Here is a 21,488-nt window from a genome sequence, read left to right as displayed (position 1 = left end):
AGATCACGCGGTACGGGCGTTTGTAGCGTAGTGCCGGAGTTAGCCGTTATGCGTGCGAAGCAGAGTATCCTTGGCCTCGTTTACCCGGGCAGCGAGATACGTCGAGCCCCCCTGGTCGGGATGGAGTTTCTTCATCAGGGACTTGTGGGCCCGGCTGATGTCGTCGCGCCCCGCTCCCGGCTGCAAGCCAAGGATCTGATAGGCCTCCTCCGTCGTCATTTTGCCGCTCGCCGCCGTGCGGCGCTGCCCCCCTGCCGCATCGCCCTGCGCGTGCTGACGCCAGGCGGGAAACCGGCGGTCCAGATAGCTTTCAAGTAAGGCCACGCTCTCGGCGTCGAACGCCGGGATCATCGCCAGTAGGCCGGCGAGATCGAACTCGTCGAGATCGCGCCCGGCGTGAGGCCCGGCAACGATCTGGCCGCCGAGCCGGCCGGAATCGTGGTCGAGCCGCATGTCGAGGAATTGCGAACGCACGCGCGAGGCCTGCCCGGACGCGGGCGCCGCGCCGCCACCGAACAGCCCGCCGATATTGCCGAAGCCGGCGTTCGTCAGCGGCGTCCAGCCGAGCAGCCCGGCGCCGAAAATCCCGAGCGGGATCGCGACGGCCAGCTCGCCCCGCAAGCCCGTGAAGGCCGCGACCGCCAGCGCCACCACGCCGCCGCCGAACTTGATGGTGCGCGCCAGCACCGCCGGGTTAGCGGCGCGGAACATCTGAAGCAACAGATACAGCGTGATAACGGCGACAGCGCCAGCGATCAGGGTCATGGGCGGAATATAGGCGCCCTGTTGTCAAAAAGCATGGCGTCCTTTCGCCCGTCGGCAATTGGCAGATGACATGGGACGCCGGCTTGCCCGATAGTCCGGCGCGACGATTGAGGGAGACAATGCGTAGCGGATTCAAGCCGCCGATCGTGCCGGCCGCCTTCTTCGGCATCGTGCTTGGCCTTGCCGGCCTCGGCAATGCCTGGCGCGCCGCGCATCAGGTCTGGCATTTGCCGGCGATCGTCGGCGAGATCCTGCTCGCCCTCGCCTCCATCGTCTGGGCGCTGCTGCTCGTTCTCTTCATCCTGCGCTGGATCCTCGCGCGCGCCGAGTCGCTCAGTGAAGCCCATCATCCGGTACAATGCTGCTTTATTGGTCTCGCCGGCGTCTCCACCATGCTGATCGCGATCGCGGCGGAGCCCTACTCGCACCTTGCCGCCGAAATCCTGTTCGGCCTTGGCGCGGCGTTCACGCTCGGCTTCGCGCTGTGGCGGACGGGGTTGTTGTGGCGCGGCAATCGCGATCACACCGCGACGACACCGGTCCTGTATCTGCCGACCGTTGCCGGCGGCTTCGTCACCGCGGCGGTTTCTTCGGTGCTCGGCTACCCCGATTGGGGACAGCTTGCCTTCGGCATCGCGCTGTTTTCCTGGCTCGCGATTGAATCCGTGCTGCTGCATCGGCTCTACACGGTCGCGACACTTCCAGTCGCACTGCGGCCGACGCTCGGCATCCAGCTGGCGCCGCCCGCGGTCGGTGCCGTCGCCTATCTCGCGATCAATGGCGGCGTGCCCGACATGGTCGCGCATGTCCTCGTCGGCTACGGACTGATGATGGCGCTGCTGCTGCTTCGCCTGCTGCCGTGGATCATGGAGCAGCCGTTCTCGGTGTCGTATTGGGGCTTCACCTTCGGCGCCACCGCGCTTGCGATCGCACCGATCCGCATGGCCGGCCACGGCGACACCGGTGCGATCGCGCTGCTCGCGCCATGGCTGTTCGGAGCCGCCAACATCGTGGTCGGATTGATCGGGCTGGGCACGCTGCGCCTGATCCTGCAGGGACGCCTGCTGCCGCCGGTCGCAGCGCCGCCGCCAACGCAAGCCGCGCCAGCGTAACCTGCTACTTCATCTGGCCGATCAACTGGGCCGCACCGCTCGCGCTCTTGGCCAATTTCAGCAGCGCCTCGCGCCCGCCGGCGGCATAGGCCGCGGCTGCCCGCAACAGCTCGCGCAGCTGTGCCGCCGCGCCGGGATCAAAACGGCACCAGGCGCCGCCGGTCAGGCGCGCGATCTCGCGAAACGCCTGCTCGGCCACCGGGTCATGGCCTTCCTGGAACACGAAGACAGGCACCTTGAGCATGCCGAGTTCGCCGGCCTTGGCGCAGAGCTCGTCAACCTTCTCCTCCATCGCATCGCCGACGAAGACCACGGCCCGCACGCCCGATGCGACCGCCTCGCGCCGCGCCTCGCTCAGCACCTTGCCGATCTGGGTGTCGCCGCCGCGGCAATCGATCTTGCTCATCAGCGTTGCGAGCCTGGCGCTGTCGGAGATCCACCCCGTGGCACGGCACTCGTTGAAGCCGCGATAGTAGACCAGCCGGATGTCGAGACTGCCGAGCGCCGCGGTCTCGCGAAACATGTCGGCCTGGAGCGCGCAGGCCATGTCCCAGGTCGGCTGCCGGCTCATCGTCGCATCCAGCGCGAAGATCAGCCGGCCTTTCGCGCCGGGAGCATGCGGTGACAGCGCACGCGCCTTGGCGACAAAGGCGGCGATATCGTCCGAGGTCGACGTCCCGGCCTGCGGCACCGCGCCGCCTGCTTGCGGCGAGACGGCATCGCGGCCGCGCGGTTTGATGGGTTCGCCCGACATGCCTTGGCCCTGCGTGAACGGCTAATGTGGTTAGCGGGTGCAGCCCGGTCAATGTGCAAAGCCTCCGCGGGCGAGCGCCGGCGGAGGCTTTGAAAGTCGTTTCTGACTATGATGAAACGTCAGCTCTTGGCAGGCGCCATCAGAGCGACCGGACCGGGCTCGAGAATCTTAGGTGGAGACGATTGCGTATCGACCGGCCCTACCTCGCTGTCAGTCGCGCTCAGGAATTTGTCGAGCATGCCTTGGATCGAGTTCTTGGCCACATCCGGACCGGTGTCGCGCATGTCGTTGTGCTGGAATTCGGTCTTCACGACCTGGATGCCGGCCTTCTCGCATTCCTCGTCGCTCGGGATCACGCCCGCATCGGTCTTGAACTGCGGATCGGTGGAGCGGAACGACAGGATCTTGAACTTGCCGGCGGTCACGAACGGCACGCGCAGATTGTCCAACGTGACGACCTTCTTGACCTCATCCGGATACTGCTTGGCGAAGTACATCGTGATGTCGCCGCCCATGGAGTGGCCGACCATCGTCACCTTCTCGTAGTCGGCGTTGGGCTGAACCTTCTTCATCTCCTGCATCGCCAGGTGGATATTGGCCACGCCGCGCAGGATCTGCGGCAACCGGCCGACATAGAGCTCGCCGGGCTTGGTCACCATCGGAGGATCGGTCGGCAAATCATGCTGCGGGCTCACGACGAGGTAGCCGCGCGCAGCGAAAATGTTAGCAAGGAAGCCGTACTCGGTGTTCTTGACGGTATTGCCATGGTTGATCACGGCGACAGGCATCGTGATCATGCCGGCATTGGCCTGCATTTCCTTGTCGCGACGGATCGCGATATCGACGGGCACGGGACGGTTGTCGCGCGAAGCGTCGTAGAAGGTGATGGTCTCGTGCCTGATGGCCCACTTGCTCGCCGTGAAATAGGCGATGCCGCAGAGGGCACTGACCGAAACCAGAACGGCAATTCCACGCTTCATTTTCGTCCTCAGCCTCAGGCTCTTGCGGCCTGAATCCCTGTTGAAAATCGTGTTCTTCCGGGGCTCTTCGGCCCCTGGTCGCCTATTCGCTAATATATGTCACAGCCGCGTGACAGGAAGGCCAAATATTGTGAACTGGCAGCCCTTTCATTGTGCGCCGCACACGTTTCTTGGGCATCCTCCTCTCATACGGCTACGTCAGGGTGCAGATCACCATCCGATGCAACCGGTCTCGATTGGGTTCAATTTCGCAGTAAACGTAGAGTGAAAACGGCCGAGGGCGGGCTCAGTTCCTGCGGGGGACCGGCTTATCAGGCCGCTGGCAGTAGCGATATACCGCTAAATCAGGCGCCGAGGATGTCGTGGACCTCGAGCGGCTTGTCGACCTGGCTGAACCACTCGGCGCGGTTGGCCGCGCGGCGGCGGCCGCGCTCGTCGAGCGGCAGCTTGAGCTGGCGGAGCAGGCTCGTCACCTCTTCCCGCGCGGTGAGATGGCCGAGATTGGGCCGCATGCCGAGCGTCGCCTCGTCGATCTCGTCGAGCGCAGTGAGGCCGCGCGGGAAGAATTCGCGGTAGACGACGCGCTCGGCGAAACCGTCGATGTAGCGGAAGCCGAGCCGCAGCGACAAATCCTTCAAGCCGTCGGCGACAAGCTGCTTGTTGCGGGAGCCGAGCATGGACAGGCGGTTGCGCACCACGATCCAGTCGGTGCTCGAGCCGTCGAGCTGGCGACGCTTGCGGCGGGTATCCCGCACCATCTCGGCATAGTGGCTCTCGCCGGTGACCGCATAGTTGGCGGGGTCGACGGTGCCGAGCACGTCGAAATCGAGGAAGCTGTCGTTGATCGGCGTGACCAGCGTGTCGGCCATCGAATGGGCGAGCCGCATCAGGTAGCTGTCGGTGCCGGGCGTATCGATGACGATGAAATCGAAACTGCTCTCGACCGCAGAGACCGCCTCCATGAACTGCTGGAACTCGGAGTTCTCGTTCTCGGCAATCTGCATGGTCTCGCCGAGCTTGATGCAGCGATGCACCGGCAGCTCGAGATCGAGCTTGGTGCGACGGGCCCAGGCGGCGCGGTTGTTGATGTAGTGGGTGAAGCTTTGCTGGCGGCAGTCGAGGTCGATGGTGGCAACGCGCTGACCGGCCTTCAGGAGCGCGACCGCGATGTGCAAGGCAGTGGTCGATTTGCCGGAGCCGCCCTTCTCGTTGCCCAGCACAACGACGTGCGCCGAGCCGGATTGGCCTTGGCTAGCCTGCACAAGCATGGTGATCCTCAACACCCCTAAGCAATATCTTCAAGTTGGCCGCGTCTGCGGTCAAGTGAAATGCGTGACAGGATAGCGAAATCACAGTGCGTTAGTCTTCATCATGAATTGCGTCGCCGCCTCGCGTCTGCGATTCAGCCCACAATGTCGCGACGTCGTGCGCGGCATTACGCGGGATGCTGTGCCGCATCCGGATGCATGGCGTCCACGATCGCTGCTTGTTAAGGTTAGCCGGCTGCACGCCGCGCCCAACCTATCCCCAAGCCCCCTGAGTCCTGATGTCACGAAGCCCTCTGATCGCCCGCACGGTCCCTGCGCTCCGACGCGCCGCCGACAATCTTCGCAAGCGAAAGGCCACGATCGCGCTGGTCCCGACCATGGGGGCGCTCCATGACGGGCATGTGTCGCTGGTGCGCCTCGCCAAGCGGCGCGCCAGCCGCGTCGTAGTCTCGATCTTCGTCAACCCGACTCAATTCGCCCCGACCGAGGATTTCGGCGCCTATCCCCGAACCTGGAAGGCCGACATCGCCAAGCTCGCGGCCGAGGACGTCGACATCGTCTGGCACCCGGGCGTCGAGGCCATGTATCCGGAGGGCTTTGCGACCCGAATCGTGCCGGAGGGTCCGGCCCTGGCCGGCCTCGAGGATCGCTTCCGGCCCCACTTTTTCGGTGGCGTCGCCATCGTCGTCGGCAAGCTGTTCACGCAATGCCGGCCGGACTTTGCGATCTTCGGCGAGAAAGACTTTCAGCAACTGCGGGTGGTGACGCAGATGGCGCGGGACCTCGATCTCGGCGTCAAGGTGATCGGCTCCCGCACCGTGCGCGAGCGCGACGGGCTCGCGATGTCATCGCGCAACGTCTATCTCTCACCGCAGGAGCGGCAGACCGCGACCACGCTCTACCGCGCCATGAAGGACAGCGCCGGCCGCATTCGCGCCGGCGAGGCCATCGCGTCGGCGATGGCGCGCGGCGCCGCGACCATCAAGGCGGCCGGCTTCGTGCTCGACTATTTCGAGGCCCGCCACGCCGAGACGCTGGCACAGGTCACCTCGCGCAAGGACGGCCCCTTGCGGATCCTGGTCGCAGCCAAGCTCGGCACGACCCGGCTGATCGACAATATCGAGGTCTAGAGCAATCCGAGATCGCGCAGCTCGCGCCGCATCGGCTCCGGCATCGCCGCGATCGTGCCGGCGGCGGACTTGCCGAGATCGGGCGGTACGGAATCGTCCGCGAGATAGCGCCAGCCCTGGAACGGGCGCATCGGCCGCGGCGAGACCGGGATCACCTTCGGCTGCATCACGATCCGGCAGCGCCCGATGCCGTCCTTGTCGCGGAACGGCTCGATGCCGATGATCTTTTCGCGCGCGGCGATCTCGCCCTTGATGACCCAATAGAGCGACCCGCCCGAGAGGATCTCGGCGTCGCGCTTGGGCACCATTCGGGTGATGTGGATGTGATGTTGCGGCAGACCCTTCTTCTTGGCGGTCTGCATCCGTTCGGCCACCCACTCCTTCAATTCCTTGACGGAGTCGCAGCCGACGGCGAGCTTGATCAGATGGAGTGGCATGCCCCAGCATTAGCGGGCCGGCCGCAGGTTTTCAAAGCCGAACTATTCGTTATCCGCAGCCGCGGGAGCCGCAGCAGCCGGCGGCGGTGCCAGCGGAACCGGTGCAGCTGCCGGTGCGCGCGCAGCCTTCGGTGCCGGCGGCTTCTTCGCGGCCGGTGCCGCAGGCGCTGCGGCCTGCGCCGAGGTCGTGGCCGGCGCGCGCGGAGCCGGCGCTGCGTTCGCTGCCGGCGCGGCCTGGCGCGCCGCCGCTGTAGGCGGTTCCGGATTCATGATGCTCACCGGCGGCGTCGACGAGGCGCTCGGGAATTCAGCGTTGGTCGGCTTGCCCGTCGGCATCGACGGCGGCAGCGCGGCGAGCGCACCTGCGGCCGGTGCTGCCGCCGCGGGCGCGTTCCAGGTGGGCGCATAGCGTGCGACCAGCATGTCGTAGAGATGGGACTCCATGTTGGCGGCGACCTGCTGCTGATCGGTCAGCGAGCGGAAGGCGGCGCAATCGAACCGGGTGCAGCCGTCGCGGGCGATCAGCACCTGCGCGACGAGGCCGTAGCGATCGCGCTCCAGCGCCTTGCGCAGCACCTTCATGTCCAGCGTCAGGCTCTTGTCGACGGTCGCGGCGTCGCCGAGCGCGGTCAGCCGGTCGATCCTGGCGGCGGTGTAGGAGACGGCCGCGGCCGCCGCATCCGGCGAACCGAACAGCGCCTTCTCGCAGCCAATGGCCACCGCATCGCCGGCAAGATCGTCAAGGCAGGACAGCGCTGGCAGGCTCGCGGTAACAACGCCCTGCGCGCGCGCCTCGGCCGGAGCGGCCTGCCCGTCCGGTCCATAGAGGTGCGCCGTGGCAGCCACCGCGATGGCAATGGCAAGCAGCGTGATGACGGTCAGCGCACCGTTGGCAACCGATCTCTCGGCGCGCAGCAGCGTGATCATGAGGATCAATCCGAAGAAGCCGGCAGCCGCCAGCGTCATCCACATCGGGACGGCCGGCGAGCGCCAGATTTGGTCGAGCGACGAGGCCCATGCCCAGTTCATGCGCGACGTCCCCTCACGCGAGCAAAGAGCGAATGGTCAAAGCGAGCACCGTGAGCCGGCAACTGCCCCCGACCCACCTTGTGAAGGTGAAGCGGGCCTTTTGACGGCGAGCGCAGGAAATTCGTCCGCGACATCAACGGGCGGCGGTGCCTCAGGAGAGCGCGAGCTGGCTTTCCTTGGCGACCCGTTCGAAGGCTTCAGTCGAGCTCTTGATCCGGTACTGGCAGTCGTCACCTTCCGTCGGCAACAGGCGGATGATCTCATACGAGCCGCTGGCAGCCGGGCGCGCGACGTTGCTGGCCGTGAACAATACGCGCGTTCCAACGGGGAATTTGTGCTTCAACACCCTCTCCATTACTCAAACAACGCCTGCCTCGCCCATGGTCCCACTGCGATGGCCGGCCGGAAACCCAGCCGTTATATAGCACGCATGCGGCGTTTTTGGCCAGCCTCATGCGAGCATGGCAAACACACCAATCTTGAAGTCTTTTCAGGACGATAACGGGAACAGCGGGCCACGCTAATACCGCTGGAACCGGGCCTCAGGCGGTATGGGGCAGATGACCCTGCGGGCTGGCCTGGTCCACCGCCTTGGGCAGCTCCTGGGCCAGGATCTGGCCCAGCTGGTCAACCGGGATGTTGTAGCGCGCAGCCAGCTGGCGGACGGTGTCGTTGCCGAGCACCGCGCGGAGCTGGTCGGCCGAGATCGGCAGGTTCTGGCCGTTGCCGAGCCAGGATTTGACCTGGTCACCGAACCCGGCCTGCTGAAGCTTGGCCACGATCGCGCTGAGGCCGCCCTGATTGTTGCTGCCGAGCACCTCGCTCAAGACGGCCGGCAGCACGGCGGCGCCGAGCTGGCCGAGCGCGCTGCGGAGCGCGGGGTTGTTTTCCAGCGAGTCCAGGATTCCCATGGCGTGCCCTCTTCCAAGCCGCAACTCGGTACGATTGAGCGCCGCCGGCTGGTGTATCGTCAAGCGGCGCCCGATCACATTCGCGGGTTACGCGTCCTCGAACTTCGCGATGACAAGCGTCTCGGCAAGCCCCTCGCGGGTCCATTCCTGGAATGCCGGCAGCGCCATCATCGTCTCCATGTAGGCCTTGGTATCCGGTGCCACCTCGATCGCGTAGGTGCGGAAGCGGTGCACGACCGGCGCGTACATCGCGTCCGCCGCGCCAAAGCGGCCGAACAGGAACGGTCCCCTGGCACCATGACGCGCCCGGCACTCGCGCCAGATCTCCTCGATGCGCGCAACGTTGGCCTTCGCATCGGCCGACAGCGCCACGGGGCGGATCGGCCGGTGCAGGTTCATGCCGCATTCGCTGCGCAAGGCGACAAAGCCGGAATGCATCTCGGCGCACACCGAACGGGCATGGGCGCGGGCCGCGGCATCATCGGGCCACAGCTTCACTTCCGGGTAGCGCTCGGCGATGTATTCGATGATGCTAAGCGAATCCCACACCGTGGTCTCGCCGTCGACCAGCACGGGCACCTTGCCGGCGCGGCTGAAGGACAGGATCTGCTCCTTGTCCGCGGGGTTATCCGTGTAGAGCGGGATCAGGGTCTCCACGAACGGGATGTCGTTGGCGCGCAGCGCGAGCCAGGGCCGCATCGACCATGACGAGTAGTTCTTGTTGCCGATGGCAAGTTTTAGTGCAGCCATGTCCACTGGTCCTTCCCAAGTCCTCTGGATGCGGCTGCTTTTAGCGCCATCGCCTGCCGTCAATCAATCGTTGCTGCGCCCGGCCTTGCGTGGCAATCGTTGCGATGCTCGCGAGGAGAGAGACATGAGCAGGCATTGGGTCGACATCACCGCCGTCGGCTTCTTCATCGTCGAATGGCTGGTCTATGCCCTGACCCTGGAACACTCGGCCTATGGCCGCGACAGCCTGTCGGCGCGCATGAACCGCTATCGCGAGGTCTGGGTGCGCCGGCTGCTCGACCGCGAGACGCGCATGGTCGACATGCAGATCATGGCCTCGCTCCAGAACGGCACCGCCTTCTTCGCCTCCACCAGCCTCATCGCACTCGGCGGCGCGCTGGCGCTGCTGCATGCGACCAACGACGCCATCACGATCCTGAGCAAGCTGCCGACCGACCTCAGCACCTCGCCCGCAATGTGGGAGCTGAAATGCGTCGGTCTCGTGCTGATCTGCGTCTACGCCTTCTTCAAGTTCGCCTGGGCCTATCGCCTGTTCAACTATGTCGCCATCCTGTTCGGCGGCATGCCGCCGGCATCCCAGCGCGACACGCCTGCGGCCGAAGCCCATGTCATCCGCACCACGCGCCTGTTCGAATCCGCCGGCCGTCATTTCAACCGCGGCCAGCGCGCCTTCTTCTTCGCGCTCGGCTATCTCGGCTGGTTCGTCAGCCCCTGGGTGCTGTTCGTGACCACGGCGGCCGTGGTGATCGTGACATGGCGCCGGCAATTCGCCTCGAGCGCATGGTCGGCGATGGCGCCGGAGATGGTGGATGGCGAGACGATGAGGAAGCGCGGTCATTGACCCCAACTCTCTCCACGTCGTCATTGCGAGCGCAGCGAAGCAATCCAGAGTCTTTCCGCGGAGGGATTCTGGATTGCTTCGCTGCGCTCGCAATGACGGAGCAAGGGGCGGCATCGCCATGCTCCAATCCGCATCTCAATTTGCAGACACGCCTTCACATCCTCGCGGCGTAATTCGCCCGAGCTTTGCTTCGTCGCTTCACCCTCTTAGGCCAAGAGGGCGCAGGGAAGGCCGGGTGCTGATCTAGCACCCGCGGTCCGCTGCGCGAAAAGCACACGCAGGAAGAACCGCACAGCAGCATACAGGTGTAGCCAATCACTCGGCCTTCCCTGCGCAGTGGTTGGACGGCTTATGCCGTGCTCTCCCGGGAGCCGAGTTCCTGCTGGCCTCCCTCACTCTCGCGAAAGTCGCCGGCACCACGCCGGTTGACGTGAATGCCGCATCCGCAAGAGCTTGACCGTAGCAACGACGGCCAGGACCACACGGTTTTGCCGTACGCACGGCCCGCCATTTCGCCGCAGTTTTTCCAGCCCTGTCGACGGAGCCGGAAACTTACAGGCGAGACGAACCTGGCAGCGCCGCTCATCCAGCACGAAGTCTTGGGCTCACGGAGAGCAATCCGCCCTGCCCACGCCTCTCGCGCCCGACGCTGCCGCGTCCACCGCAAGCCCGGCTCGCGAAACGTGACGACACAAGATCGCCCCTCAAGATGAGCCGGGATGGGCGACACATACGACAAATCCGAATTTCGGTAAAGTGGAATCTTTTTGGGAAAGAGGCTTGACGGCATTCGCTGTGTTTTGCCCGTCGGGTAATGGTTTGTTCTGGATGCCGTTGAGAAACACAACGACGAGATCGTCGCCAGCGAACAGTCAGTGCGCGCTTCCATAGCGCCGCCAGCACTTCACCCAAGGTTGCAGGCAGCAGTTCGATGCGCTACAGGCGCAGCATTGAGAATACTCAAAGCATAATTCCGGGGGCGAAATGAACAAGCTGATGATCGCGGTTGCCGTAACCATTCTCGGAGCATCAACGGCCAAGGCGGCTCCACTTTACGAATGCGGCGGCGACCCGGCCTGCCAGGCCAAGCGCGACAGCATGTCTCGCGCCACATATGAGCGAAACATCAACCAGTGCCTCGCCTCGGCGGGCGCGACGCGCGAGCGGTGGCGAGCTCACGCAGTGCCGAAGCCCGCCGCCGACAAGGTCCGCGCCTGTCTCGCCGCGCGCGGATAGCCGCGAGGCAACTTATCCCCCGCCGAAATCCTGCGGCGTGAACGGCAGGTCCAACACCTTCCATTCCTCGTATTTGTCGGCCGGCAGCATCTTGTACGGCTGACAGGCCTGGAGCGCGCTCGTCGCCGACTTCACGATGGCCACGCCCTTCGCGGATGGCGGGGCTTCGATCAGGATCGGCGGGCGCGCCAGCGTGCCGTCGGTGGCGAACACCGCGCGCAGCTTGATGCGCACCGGGTCGGTCGGCGCGACACCGGCCGGCAGTTTTGCGCAGCTCCTGAGGCGCCGACGAAGCTCGGCAATGACCTCGGGCGGCAGCTTGGCTCCGATGGAATCCTTGGCATCGCCGCCGTCATCCCTCGGCGCGTCTTTCGGCTCGACCGGCAGTTCCGGCGGCAGGCCCAGCATCACGCCGTATTTGACGGTGACGTCGGGCTCGGGGGCCTGATAGGCCGGAGGCGCGGCCTGCGGCTGCGGCACCGCTTGTGAGGGCTGCAGCGCGGGCTGAGATTGCGACTGCGACAGCGGCTGTTGCGGCGGCAACTGCGACGGCTGTGGTTGCGGTTGCTGAGGCTGCTGCGGCTGCGCGGTGGCCTCACGTTGCTTCGGCGTCTGTGAGGGTTGCGGCTGCGGCTGTTTCTGCTGCGTCGGCTGCTCCGGTTCGGGCGACGCTTTCTGCTGCGATGATTGCGAGGCGGCCTGCTGCTTGGCGTCCGGCTTCGCCGCTGCATCCGCCTTGTCGGTGACGTCCAGCTTCGGCAGTCTCAGCTCGGGGGTCGGGGTCGGCTCCGGCGCTTTCTCCTTTGCGGCCTCCTCCGCCTTCGTCTCCTGCTCCTTGACCTGCTCCGGCGTGACGATGTCGACCGCAACAGCTTCGGGCGGCGCGGCATGGAACGGATGGACCTCGCTGATCACGATGATCAGCGCCACCAGCGTCAGATGCGCGATCGCCGACGCCGCAATGTCCGTCCGTATGATCTTCCGCAGTTCCATCGCCCGATCTTGGGTTGCCGCCCTGCTCCTAAAGCGCGATGAGGTTAGGATCAACCGTCATCCCGCTTTAGGCTCTTGTTCGAGCATGATCTTATCGGAAAACCGCTTCGCACTTTTCCGGATCATGCTGGGCATACGGCAGCCCGCCCTCAATCCCATTTTGGCGCGAAGCCAAAGTCGGTCAGGCGGCCCTTGGGATTGGCCAGCGCGGCGATCCGGGCCATCTCGTCGTCGGATAGCTCGAAATCGAAGATCTCGATGTTCTCCGACAGACGCTCGATGCGCGAGGTGCGCGGGATCGCTGCGACGTTCTGCTGCACGAGCCAGCGCAGGCAGACCTGCGCCGGCGTCTTGCGATGCGCCCGCCCGATCCCGGCGAGCGTCTGGTCGGTCTTGATGCGCCCCCTGGCGATCGGGCTGTAGGCGACCAGCGCGAGCCCATGCTGGTCGCAGGCCGCCCTCACCTTGGCCTGGTCCAGATAAGGGTGAAATTCGACCTGGTTGCAGACGAGCGGCTCCGGCGACAGCGCGACCGCCTGCTCGATCAGCGCCACCGTGAAATTGGAGACGCCGATGTGACGCGTGAGGCCCATTTGCCTGGCATGCGACAGCGCGCCCAGCGTCTCCGCCAGCGGCACGTGCGAATTGGGCCAGTGCAGCAGCAACAGATCGACGGAGGGAAGCCGCAGCCGCGCAAGGCTCTCCTTCACCGACCGTTCGAGGTCGTTGGGCGCGAAATGGTTGGTCCAGACCTTGGTGGTGAGGAAGACGTCGTCGCGGCGCACGCCGGAGGCGCGCACGCCATCGCCGACCTCGCGCTCATTGTCGTAGACCTGTGCGGTGTCGATGTGGCGGTAGCCGAGCCGCAGCGCCTGCTCGACCACGCGCGCGCATGGCCGCCCGCTCAACTCCCAGGTCCCGAGCCCGATCGCCGGGATCCTTGCGCCATTGGCCTCGACGAACAGCATGAGGAATCCTCTCTGTTGCGGTCGCCCCAAATACCATCAGGCATCATTATGGACCGGGTCCGGGAGGCTGCCAACGGAAGCCGTTGCAACCGGGCCGGTTATTCAGCGCAATGCTAATGGGAGGTTCGCGTCAGGCTTTGGCAAGCGCCTGGAACACCGTATCGGGCGCATGCGCGATCACGGCGAGCAGCGCGCGGGCCGGTCCCCGCGGGGCGCGCTTGCCCTGCTCCCAGTTGCGGATGGTCTCGACGGGAACGCCGAGCTTGGCGGCGAACTCCATCTGGGTCAGGCAGGCGCGGCGGCGCAGGTCGCGCACCGCGAGCGAGCCGGTGTCGGCCGGCGCGGCATTGGCCGTGGGCTGGACCGGAAATTCCTGCCCGTCCCGCAACTCGACGATCCGTCCATCCGCCTTCAGCCGCAACCGCATGTTCATTCCCCCAGGCCCGGGCGATGATGCGTCAGGTCGCTTAAGTTCGGATTAAAGATGATGGCGGGCCGTCATTCCGGGGCGCGCGGAGCGCGAGCCCGGAATGACGGAGCGGAGACGAGAGCTACTACCTCAACCCGAACCACAAGGTCGCAATCCCGAGGAAGGAGAAGAACCCGACCACATCGGTCACCGTCGTCACGAACGTCCCTGACGCCACCGCCGGATCGGCCCGGACACGTTCGAGCGCCATCGGGATCAGGATGCCGCCGAGCGCGCCGGCGACGAGGTTGCAGATGATCGCAAGCCCGATGACGATGCCGAGGCCGGGGATCTTGAACCAGGCCACCGCGGCAATGCCCGTGATCACGGCGAAGGCCAGGCCGTTGACGAGGCCGACCAGGCCTTCGCGCATCACCACGCGCCAAGCATTGGAGGAGCCGAGCTCGCGGGTCGCGAGCGCCCTCACCGCGACCGTCATGGTCTGGGTCGCGGCGTTGCCGCCCTGGCTCGCCACGATCGGTGCGAGCACCGCGAGCGCCACCATCTTTTCCAGCTGGCCCTCGAACAGGCCGAGCACGGAGGACGCCAGGAAGGCGGTGGCGAGATTGACCAGCAGCCAATTGAACCGCGCCCGGGCAATGGTGAACACGGTGTCCGACAGCTCTTCGTCGCTGGTGACGCCGCCGAGCGCCTTGAGGTCTTCGTCCGCCTCTTCCTCGATGACGTCGACGACGTCGTCCACGGTGATGACGCCGACCAGGCGATCCTGGGTGTCGAGCACGGGAGCTGCGACGAGATTGTACTTGCCGAACATGCGCGCCACCTCCTCCTGGTCCTCCAGGACGGAGACGCGACGGCGATTCTCGTCGGTCAGCTCGGCAAGCGCCACCGGGCGGCGGGCGCGGAGCAGCACGTCGAGCGAGATCGCGCCCTGCCAGTGCTGGTCCTTGTCGACGACATAGATCTCGTAGAAGCGGTCGGGCAGATCCGGCGTCTCGCGCATGTAGTCGATCGCCTGCCCCACGGTGAAATCCTGGGGCACGGCGATGAACTCGGTCTGCATCCGGCGGCCGGCGGAATTTTCCGGATACAGCAGGCTGCGCTCGAGCGCGACGCGCTCCCGCATGGGCAGCTTCTCGAGGATCTCCTCCTGCTCGGCCTCGTCGAGGGTCTCCAGCAGCTCGACCGCGTCGTCGGATTCGAGCTCGCGGACGCCTTCCGCGACCGTCTCCGGCGGCAACTCATCGAGGATCTCCTCGCGGACGCTCTCGTCGACTTCGTTCAGCGCCGAAAAGTCGAAGTCGCGGCCTGTGAGCTCGACCAGGCGGACGCGGTCGTCGGGCTCGAGCGCGCCGATGAGATCGCCGAGATCGGCCTCGTGCAGCTCGGCAACGCAGGCGCGCAGCGCGGCACTGTCGCCGGCCTCGATCGCACGGGCAATCTCCTCGACGAATTCATGACGAATTTCGCCGTCTTCATTGCGCATCGGCACGTGGTCGAGTACCGAGGCCGCAGCGGATGGAGCACCGTCCATATGTTCATCCATGGTGCGCCTCGCCGTTTGACAGGTTGGTGGTCTGAGCTGATGGTTCAGGCAATACCCACAAGGCAACTCCGGGCGCAATGGCAAAGATGCTTCGGCTGAAATGGACCTCGATGTCGCTGGGCGCGGTGCTCGCGGCCCTCGCCGGCATCGCCTCGACCGAAGCCGCCGAGTGCCCGCGCAAGGATGCGCTCGGCACCTCGCGCATTCTGAGCGTCGACGCCAGGACCACGCCGCGCGTGGGCTTGAAGAGCTTTCCGCAGACGCTGCCGCTCGCCGATCACGAGGTCGTGCTGACCTTCGACGACGGCCCGTATCCGCCGACGGCGTCAAAGGTGTTGGCGGCGCTGGCGCAGGAATGCGCGCGCGCGACCTTCTTCCTGATCGGCCTGCACGCCTCCGAACATCCCGAGATGGTCAAGCGCATCGCGCGCGAGGGCCACACCATCGGCCATCACACCTGGTCGCACCCGTTCATGGCGCGGATCCCGCTCGACAAGGCCAAGGCCGAGATCGACCGCGGCATCGCCGCCGACGAGATGGCGCTGCACGGGACCTCAACCACGACGCCCTCGACGCCGTTCTTCCGCTTCCCCTATTTCGAGGCGACGCAAGCCGAACTCGACCTGCTCCAGTCGCGCGGCATCGTCGTGTTCGGCGCCGACCTCTGGGCCAGCGACTGGAACGAGATGACGCCGGAGCAGGAACTGAAGCTCATCACCGAGCGGCTCGCCGCGGCCGGCAAGGGTATCATCCTCTTCCACGATCCCAAGGCGCGCACGGCCGCGATCATGCCGGCCTTCCTGCGGTATCTGAGGGAGAACGGCTACCGGGTGGTTCACGTCGTCCCGGCGGGCGCAGCGCAGAAGAATGCCGATACGCGCTGATGCCGGAATGTCACGCCGTCGCAAAATGGGGTGATTTAGGGCCTATTAACACTCTGTTCATGCTACGCCGTGCAAGTATTGAGGCGGACTCGTCGTGGGGAAGGTTCTGGCGCCTGAACCGATTCCTGATGTCTCCGACCTACTATGGCGGCAATCGCGTATGAGGGCAGACGGGATTCATGATCGGAAGTAGCGTTGTTGTTCGGACGCGATCGTGGATCGTCCTTTGTTTGGGCTTGCTGACCGTTGGAACACCGGCGGCCCTTGCAGCCGACTGTCCCGGCCACCCGGACGCGCTCGGGACCTCCCGCACCCTCGTGGTCGATCCGCACGAGCATCCGCGCATCGGCACGATGCAGTACCGCGAAACGCTGCCGCTGAAGGACCACGAGGTCGTCCTGACCTTCGACGACGGTCCGCTGCCGAAATATTCCAACCAGGTGCTCCAGATCCTCGCCGACGAGTGCATCAAGGCGACCTTCTTCATCATCGGCGGCCAGGCCAAGGCGAACCCGGAAGGGGTGCGCAAGCTTGTCGCGGCGGGCCACACCGTCGGCACGCACAGCATGAACCATCCGCTGACGTTCGACCGGATGGGAATCGAAAAATTCGAGCCCGAGATCAACGGCGGCATCGAATGGACCTCGGCCGCGATGACCGATCCGTCCAAGCTCGCACCGTTCTTCCGCATTCCCGGCCTGATGCGCGCCGAGGGCGTCGAGAACTATCTGATCTCGCGCGGCATCCAGGTCTGGAGCGCCGATTTCCCCGCCGACGACTGGCGGCACGTGTCGTCCGACCGCGTCTACCAGCTCGCGATCCAGCGGCTGGAGGCCAAGGGCAAGGGCATCCTGCTGCTGCACGACATCCAGGCCCGCACGGTGGCGGCGCTGCCCAAGATCATCCGCGATCTCAAGGCGCGCGGCTATCGCATCGTGCATGTGGTGCCCGCAACCGCGGACCGCCCGGCGACGCCGACCACGCCGGTGGAATGGCTGCTGCATCCGCCGACCGAGACCGTGCCGATCGCGCGCTGGCCGGCCGTGCCGAACTTCGTGTTCACGCAGACCCAGACGCTTCCGGCGCCCTCGCTTGCCGATCTCAATGCGCAGACCGGGCATCAGCCGCTGCTGCCGCGCCGGACCATGGCGCAGGCGAACGTCGCCGCCACCCTGCCCGTGCCCGACCGCGATCTCTTCGCGATTCCCGAGGGCTCGATCGAGGTCTTGCTGTCCACGACGCTGTCGCGGCGGGCTGCGACACGGCTGGCGATGGCGGCCGAGACGCCCCGTGCAGCCACGAGCAAGGCTGCCAAGTCGCAGGCGCGCCGCACCGCCCACGCGGCGCACGGCGCACCGAAGCATGCCGCGCAGGCCAAGGGCACGGCCCCCAGGAGCGCTGCCCCCAAGAACGCTGCTCCAAAGAGCACTGCGCAGAACGCCGCGCCGCATCCAACCCGCGTGGCCAGCCTGAAGAAGCGCGCGCAGTAAGCTCTACTGCCGCATGATGTTGGCGACGCAGAGCAGCACGATCAGCGCCAGGAAGAACAGGTCCATATAGGACTTGAGCTCGCCGTCGCGGCGCAGCCGCGCTACGTCGGTCACGATCTGCTTACGCGTCGAGGTTCCGCCGGCGCCATCGTTGATCGGGGCCTGAAGGCGCTTGGTCTCGGCTTCCAGCTTCTCGATCTTCTGGAAGAAGTAGAACGCACGCAGCGTCGAGGCCGCGCGCATGCCGGTGTAGACCAGCACCAGGATCGCGACGATCGCCCGGTTTTGATATTTCTCCAGGAAGTTGAGGCTGAAATAGACCATCGCCATGAACGCGAAATTGGTCACGAAGCGGTAGACGAAGCTTAGAAAGACCATGCTGGCTCCAGCCCAGAGAAGATGCGCGCAACCGGATCGTGCTGCGCGTTCAGCGATTATGGGACACAGGCCGGAACGGCCGGCCCGAATGCCGCGCGGGCCCGTCTACGCCAACTTCGTTTCAACAAAGATACCATCGCCCTCAACTCGCCGCCTTTTAGCCACGCGCGGCCATAATGCAAGCCGGGCCACGACGGCCGGCCCGTTCCGCACACGGGTGTCCGCAACGCTTAATGGCGATCTGGCGGAAGTCGCGATAGACTGGGACTCGCCGCCATATGTGGGGTCTGCCGATGCCGAAGAAGGGAATCACGGGCCACGACGACTGGGTTCTGACCGAAGCTCTCGCGACGGCGCTGGTCGCGCTGGAGCAGCTTGAGCCAAAGCACCAGCCGAACGCGCATATGGACGACATCCGCAAGATGCTTGCGAACGGCAAGGAGCCGGCGGCGGTGAGCCTGCACCTCGCCCAGGCCAAATGCCGCCTGTTTCCCGATCTCGACCCGCTGGAGATCTACCGCGAATACGGCATCGGCGAGGAATATGGCTGAGGGGGGCGGATCATCACCCTACTCCCGCCCGCATCGTGCCCGACATCGGACGAGCTGCACAGCGCGTCCTCGACGATGACAACGCTGAAGCCGAGGTCAACTGCGCTCAGGACCGTCGACAAGACGCAGACGTCCGTCTCCGCCCGGATGTCGGCAACTTCCGACGCGCTGTCCCTCGTCGTCCTCCACCTTCAAACGCATGGCCGCGCGACGGCACGCGGCGAGTACATCGGCTGTCATGCGCGTCCGACAGCCGTCGTTCCGTGGTCACCCGCGGTGGGCGAAGCCCCGCGCCATCAGCGCGCTCCATCACGCCGGCGAATCGCGGGATCGATTGACGGCGCCAGCGGAATGATGGGGAAGATCGCCCCGTTCGATCGGACCGGTCACGCGACGGCTCCGACCGACGCAAGCGGCGCGCGGAAGAGGACCGGCGTGATGCCAGTCCCGGGTCTACATCAGAAAAACTTCAGGGATTTCAAAGCCAAATTCGGCCTTGTGGTGCGCTCGGAGGGCGACGATTTTTGGTGGAATTTCAATAAGATAATCCGGTGACTAGTTCTTAGAGGTGCCTTTCCGAGGTCAAGGGAGCGTTTAGCGCTCCCGGTGGGTTGCAAAGGGGGGCGGGCCGTTCGTTTGTCCCCTCAAAAGGCGCGTACCTCCTTGCAGTAAAGCTGAAGTTGTAGACAATCGGCCCCGCGGGGCCGGGAATGTCCAAGAGTAAGCCAACGGTGATCCCAACCGTGCCGACGGCATGGCGGGAGATAGTCCAGCGTAAAAAGACCCTACTTGGGTGGCCTGAATGGTCGAAGGTCGCAGCCTTGCCCAGCGGCAAGGATGTCCGCACTTCGCGCGCGGACGTACATACTGTTTCGACCGAGATTACGCAGGTCATTTTCCAGCTAGGGGATGAGACTGGAACCGGTTTGGAGGGTGTACGGCTAAGGCTCAAGGCGTGGGCTTATCGACGCCGCGAAGATGTAACGGCAACCTTGGAGGTCGCTGGAGGTCGCTCTTTCGTAACCATATCCAGAATTGATGCTTGGCCTTCCGACCCGCACCAAAACAGTTACAAGGTGCTTCAGAGGCCCGGGCTTAAAGCGTTTCCGCACGAAGTCCCCGGCTGTCATATTCATCGATTAGACGATAATGTCAGATATGGACCCGAGGCATTCGGATCAGGCCCAGAAGGGAACTTGCCTGTCGCAGCGCCCTTCCCTAATAATTTACAAAGTTTCAGAGAATTTCTGCGCTCTGTGGGAACCGAGTTCAACATAGATGGTCTGGATGAATTTTCCGGTCCTGAAAGTTGGCAGGCATTGGTGTGATGGCAGTCGCTGCGCTTTCGATTGAAAGAACCGCCAACGAAGTGGCCCGCGCGCTCGTCCGTGTGACGGCACGCGACCAAGCCGTGCGCCTTACGCTTCCCCTTTTGTATCCCGGCGGCGCTATGGTCGGAGTCGAAATATCCCGCCTGCGAAGTGGGTTTCTGGTCTCCGATACGGGGAGCGCTCGGCGCGAGGCCGGTCTTCTCGGCGGCGAGAAAGCGTTTCAGCGCATCGCGGTCGAAGTGGCGAAACGTTTCGGAATTCGCTTCGATCACAACATGATGTTCGACTTGGATGTTCCTGAAGATCACTTGGTTCCGGCGGTTATGGCAGTCGCAAATGCCGCAAAGACCGCAGTCGAAAACACTGCTCTTCATTTGGCAACAACCGAGCATGCGGATCACAGGGCATTTCTCTGGGATCGCTTACAAATCGTTTTCGGCACTTCGTTCTCACGAGAACCAGTTTCCTTCAAAGGTGCCTCTTCTGAAAGTTACGACTTCGACGCGGCTGTGAAGGCACAAGATCACCTGACGCTGTTCCAAGTCGTTACGCCCAATGCCAATTCCGTAAACAGCGCAGTGACCAAATTTCTCGACGTTCGCGACTTGGGGGACACAGCTCCTCACCGGGTCTCCGTCGTTATTAGCAAAGACCGTACGCCAAGATTGCTTGTTCTCGGCAGAACGTCTCGCATCTTGCCTGTGGACGCGACCGACGATCAATACCGTTTGGCTGCGTGACGTCTGCCAAGTCCTGCAACGGACAGCTCTCAGCTCAACGACACAATAAGTGCTTCGAGCAATCACAACAGCTAAGGGGGCAGCTAGGAATATGATCAAAGCACAGGACGCTGTCGTTTGGACGAATGACACGACGGGTGAGGTGCGCGTTGCGGCTAAGGGGGAATTCCGACCTGACACGAGAGGCGGGAACTGGGGAGACCCTATCGGCGCATCATATCTGCAATGGAAGGAAATGGATGACAGCCAGCGCGTGGTTCTAATGCTGGAGACCGCTGTTGATCTGGCTATGCGGGGCTTCGACTTACCCGTTGTACTGCGGGAGTTAGCACGAGTGGAAGAGTTCAGAGGGCTCGGTTCGAAGAGCTACCCGATGTGCCGTGCATTGACGAAGGCGCTGATCGGGCGATCTTTCGAACCAAGTGATATGAGCAGAACTCCTTGAGGCGCATCGCAAGAATTGAATGCTTTAGCGCCGCTACGGAGCCGCTTACCCGCCTGATAAGCGCAGTGCGTTTAGATCAGGTCGTCTCGTGCTGCTCGCTCCTGATTGAGCGCAAATAGCCGCGCAAGGGCATCCTCTTCCGAAATATCCGCTGGCCAGCCGTAGGCTTCTGCGACAGCAGCATCTACTTCGGCATGAACATTTGCCAACCAGGTGGGGCGCTCGTTGTAAAGATTGGTCAGCGTTCGCTTCTTGAGGATTGCTGCCGCTTTGTCGTCGATAGGCATCAGACGATCTGGCAAGCCCGAAATGACCTCTGGTTCTCGGCGAACCATGTCGGCTGGATTTAGCCAATTTTCACGCAGCTCGTTTAGACATCTAGCGCTCGCGCTAATTCTCGCGGCGCGCGGATCATTCTCGTAATTGGCAGCAGGCAACGCGGGCGATAAGCCCTCGGGAAACGGAAAAGTCTCAAACGTAGTGCCGGGGGTGTAGCGAGGATCATTGCCCACACCTAGC

24 protein-coding genes and 1 pseudogene are annotated in these 21,488 nt (G+C 64.4%); 9 read left to right on the top strand and 16 right to left on the bottom strand.

The features are described from left to right. Window positions 1-39 precede the first annotated feature (39 nt). Entirely contained in the window at window positions 40-765 is a 726-nt protein-coding gene (locus EI171_RS21750) for a DnaJ domain-containing protein (protein WP_161534643.1), read from the bottom strand. A gap of 119 nt (window positions 766-884) precedes the next feature. Between EI171_RS21750 and tehA the strand changes: the two genes are divergently transcribed. Further along, a complete protein-coding gene (gene tehA, locus EI171_RS21745; RefSeq protein ID WP_202633172.1) occupies window positions 885-1,877 on the top strand; it encodes a dicarboxylate transporter/tellurite-resistance protein TehA in 993 nt (330 codons plus the stop codon). A 4-nt stretch (window positions 1,878-1,881) separates the two neighbouring features. Here the strand turns inward: tehA and EI171_RS21740 are convergent, their stop codons facing one another. From EI171_RS21740 to EI171_RS21730, 3 genes are all read right to left on the bottom strand, one after another. Further along, window positions 1,882-2,631, bottom strand: a complete 750-nt coding sequence (locus tag EI171_RS21740) for a hypothetical protein (RefSeq protein ID WP_011087917.1) — start codon at window positions 2,629-2,631, stop codon at window positions 1,882-1,884. 119 nt (window positions 2,632-2,750) lie between these two features. Then, window positions 2,751-3,611: an alpha/beta fold hydrolase gene (locus EI171_RS21735; protein WP_011087918.1), complete on the bottom strand. Its 861-nt coding sequence runs from the start codon at window positions 3,609-3,611 to the stop codon at window positions 2,751-2,753. Between the two features lie 344 nt (window positions 3,612-3,955). Then, window positions 3,956-4,879, bottom strand: coding sequence for a division plane positioning ATPase MipZ (locus EI171_RS21730; RefSeq protein WP_011087919.1), 924 nt, complete (start codon window positions 4,877-4,879; stop codon window positions 3,956-3,958). Window positions 4,880-5,157: 278 nt separating this feature from the next. On the opposite strand from EI171_RS21730, the gene panC reads away from it, so the two are divergent. Next, complete coding sequence (gene panC / locus EI171_RS21725) at window positions 5,158-6,009, top strand: pantoate--beta-alanine ligase (protein WP_161534641.1); 852 nt, start codon at window positions 5,158-5,160, stop codon at window positions 6,007-6,009. On the opposite strand, the gene EI171_RS21720 is transcribed toward panC, so the two are convergent. The 5 genes from EI171_RS21720 to EI171_RS21700 all read right to left on the bottom strand — a co-directional run bounded on the left by EI171_RS21720 (window position 6,006) and on the right by EI171_RS21700 (window position 9,136). Then, window positions 6,006-6,446 carry a DUF1489 family protein gene (locus EI171_RS21720; RefSeq protein WP_011087921.1) on the bottom strand — a complete coding sequence of 147 codons (441 nt, stop codon included), beginning with the start codon at window positions 6,444-6,446 and terminating at the stop codon, window positions 6,006-6,008. The genes panC and EI171_RS21720 overlap by 4 nt on opposite strands. Before the next feature lie 42 nt (window positions 6,447-6,488). After that, window positions 6,489-7,475, bottom strand: a complete 987-nt coding sequence (locus EI171_RS21715) for a hypothetical protein (RefSeq protein WP_011087922.1) — start codon at window positions 7,473-7,475, stop codon at window positions 6,489-6,491. Between the two features lie 151 nt (window positions 7,476-7,626). Next, window positions 7,627-7,830, bottom strand: coding sequence for a hypothetical protein (locus tag EI171_RS21710; RefSeq protein ID WP_011087923.1), 204 nt, complete (start codon window positions 7,828-7,830; stop codon window positions 7,627-7,629). Window positions 7,831-8,017: 187 nt separating this feature from the next. Continuing rightward, the gene (locus EI171_RS21705) at window positions 8,018-8,386 is read right to left on the bottom strand and encodes a YidB family protein (RefSeq protein ID WP_028171531.1); all 369 of its coding nucleotides are present in this window, start codon (window positions 8,384-8,386) and stop codon (window positions 8,018-8,020) included. An 87-nt stretch (window positions 8,387-8,473) separates the two neighbouring features. After that, window positions 8,474-9,136, bottom strand: a complete 663-nt coding sequence (locus tag EI171_RS21700) for a glutathione S-transferase family protein (protein ID WP_038966379.1) — start codon at window positions 9,134-9,136, stop codon at window positions 8,474-8,476. Window positions 9,137-9,260: 124 nt separating this feature from the next. Here EI171_RS21700 and EI171_RS21695 point away from each other — a divergent pair, with 124 nt between their 5' ends. Continuing rightward, complete coding sequence (locus EI171_RS21695; RefSeq protein ID WP_011087926.1) at window positions 9,261-9,977, top strand: DUF599 domain-containing protein; 717 nt, start codon at window positions 9,261-9,263, stop codon at window positions 9,975-9,977. Window positions 9,978-10,961: 984 nt separating this feature from the next. Continuing rightward, window positions 10,962-11,213 (top strand): hypothetical protein, encoded by a 252-nt coding sequence (locus tag EI171_RS21690; RefSeq protein WP_246740597.1) that lies wholly within the window; start codon window positions 10,962-10,964, stop codon window positions 11,211-11,213. 12 nt (window positions 11,214-11,225) lie between these two features. On the opposite strand, the gene EI171_RS21685 is transcribed toward EI171_RS21690, so the two are convergent. From EI171_RS21685 to mgtE, 4 genes are all read right to left on the bottom strand, one after another. Further along, on the bottom strand, window positions 11,226-12,206 hold the full coding sequence (locus EI171_RS21685; protein WP_161534640.1) for a hypothetical protein: 981 nt from the start codon (window positions 12,204-12,206) through the stop codon (window positions 11,226-11,228). 149 nt (window positions 12,207-12,355) lie between these two features. Next, window positions 12,356-13,174: an aldo/keto reductase gene (locus tag EI171_RS21680; protein ID WP_011088005.1), complete on the bottom strand. Its 819-nt coding sequence runs from the start codon at window positions 13,172-13,174 to the stop codon at window positions 12,356-12,358. Window positions 13,175-13,304: 130 nt separating this feature from the next. Continuing rightward, window positions 13,305-13,607 (bottom strand): DNA-binding transcriptional regulator, encoded by a 303-nt coding sequence (locus tag EI171_RS21675; protein WP_011088006.1) that lies wholly within the window; start codon window positions 13,605-13,607, stop codon window positions 13,305-13,307. Between the two features lie 121 nt (window positions 13,608-13,728). Beyond that, window positions 13,729-15,150 (bottom strand): magnesium transporter, encoded by a 1,422-nt coding sequence (gene mgtE, locus EI171_RS21670; RefSeq protein WP_028171479.1) that lies wholly within the window; start codon window positions 15,148-15,150, stop codon window positions 13,729-13,731. Between the two features lie 77 nt (window positions 15,151-15,227). Here mgtE and EI171_RS21665 point away from each other — a divergent pair, with 77 nt between their 5' ends. Further along, window positions 15,228-16,034 (top strand): polysaccharide deacetylase family protein, encoded by an 807-nt coding sequence (locus EI171_RS21665; protein WP_371740524.1) that lies wholly within the window; start codon window positions 15,228-15,230, stop codon window positions 16,032-16,034. 179 nt (window positions 16,035-16,213) lie between these two features. Next, complete coding sequence (locus tag EI171_RS21660; protein WP_161534639.1) at window positions 16,214-17,524, top strand: polysaccharide deacetylase family protein; 1,311 nt, start codon at window positions 16,214-16,216, stop codon at window positions 17,522-17,524. A 3-nt stretch (window positions 17,525-17,527) separates the two neighbouring features. Here the strand turns inward: EI171_RS21660 and EI171_RS21655 are convergent, their stop codons facing one another. Next, window positions 17,528-17,902 carry a hypothetical protein gene (locus EI171_RS21655; RefSeq protein WP_011088010.1) on the bottom strand — a complete coding sequence of 125 codons (375 nt, stop codon included), beginning with the start codon at window positions 17,900-17,902 and terminating at the stop codon, window positions 17,528-17,530. Between the two features lie 293 nt (window positions 17,903-18,195). Here EI171_RS21655 and EI171_RS21650 point away from each other — a divergent pair, with 293 nt between their 5' ends. Continuing rightward, the gene (locus tag EI171_RS21650; RefSeq protein ID WP_063194972.1) at window positions 18,196-18,453 is read left to right on the top strand and encodes a hypothetical protein; all 258 of its coding nucleotides are present in this window, start codon (window positions 18,196-18,198) and stop codon (window positions 18,451-18,453) included. Between the two features lie 29 nt (window positions 18,454-18,482). Here EI171_RS21650 and EI171_RS21645 read toward each other — a convergent pair. Beyond that, window positions 18,483-18,596: pseudogene (locus EI171_RS21645) on the bottom strand (isochorismatase family protein); the annotation flags it as partial. Between the two features lie 567 nt (window positions 18,597-19,163). Here EI171_RS21645 and EI171_RS21640 point away from each other — a divergent pair. Together EI171_RS21640 and EI171_RS21635 are read left to right on the top strand one after the other, a co-directional pair. Next, window positions 19,164-19,781: a hypothetical protein gene (locus EI171_RS21640; RefSeq protein WP_161534638.1), complete on the top strand. Its 618-nt coding sequence runs from the start codon at window positions 19,164-19,166 to the stop codon at window positions 19,779-19,781. Further along, window positions 19,781-20,524 (top strand): hypothetical protein, encoded by a 744-nt coding sequence (locus tag EI171_RS21635; RefSeq protein WP_161534637.1) that lies wholly within the window; start codon window positions 19,781-19,783, stop codon window positions 20,522-20,524. Before EI171_RS21640 ends, EI171_RS21635 begins: the two co-directional genes overlap by 1 nt. A gap of 516 nt (window positions 20,525-21,040) precedes the next feature. Here EI171_RS21635 and EI171_RS21630 read toward each other — a convergent pair. Then, window positions 21,041-21,256, bottom strand: coding sequence for a hypothetical protein (locus EI171_RS21630; protein WP_161534636.1), 216 nt, complete (start codon window positions 21,254-21,256; stop codon window positions 21,041-21,043). Window positions 21,257-21,488: the final 232 nt, after the last annotated feature.

Origin of the sequence: Bradyrhizobium sp. LCT2 (assembly GCF_009931255.1) — a bacterium.
GTDB classification, from domain to species: domain Bacteria; phylum Pseudomonadota; class Alphaproteobacteria; order Rhizobiales; family Xanthobacteraceae; genus Bradyrhizobium; species Bradyrhizobium diazoefficiens.
This window is presented reverse-complemented; position numbering and strand designations above follow the sequence as displayed.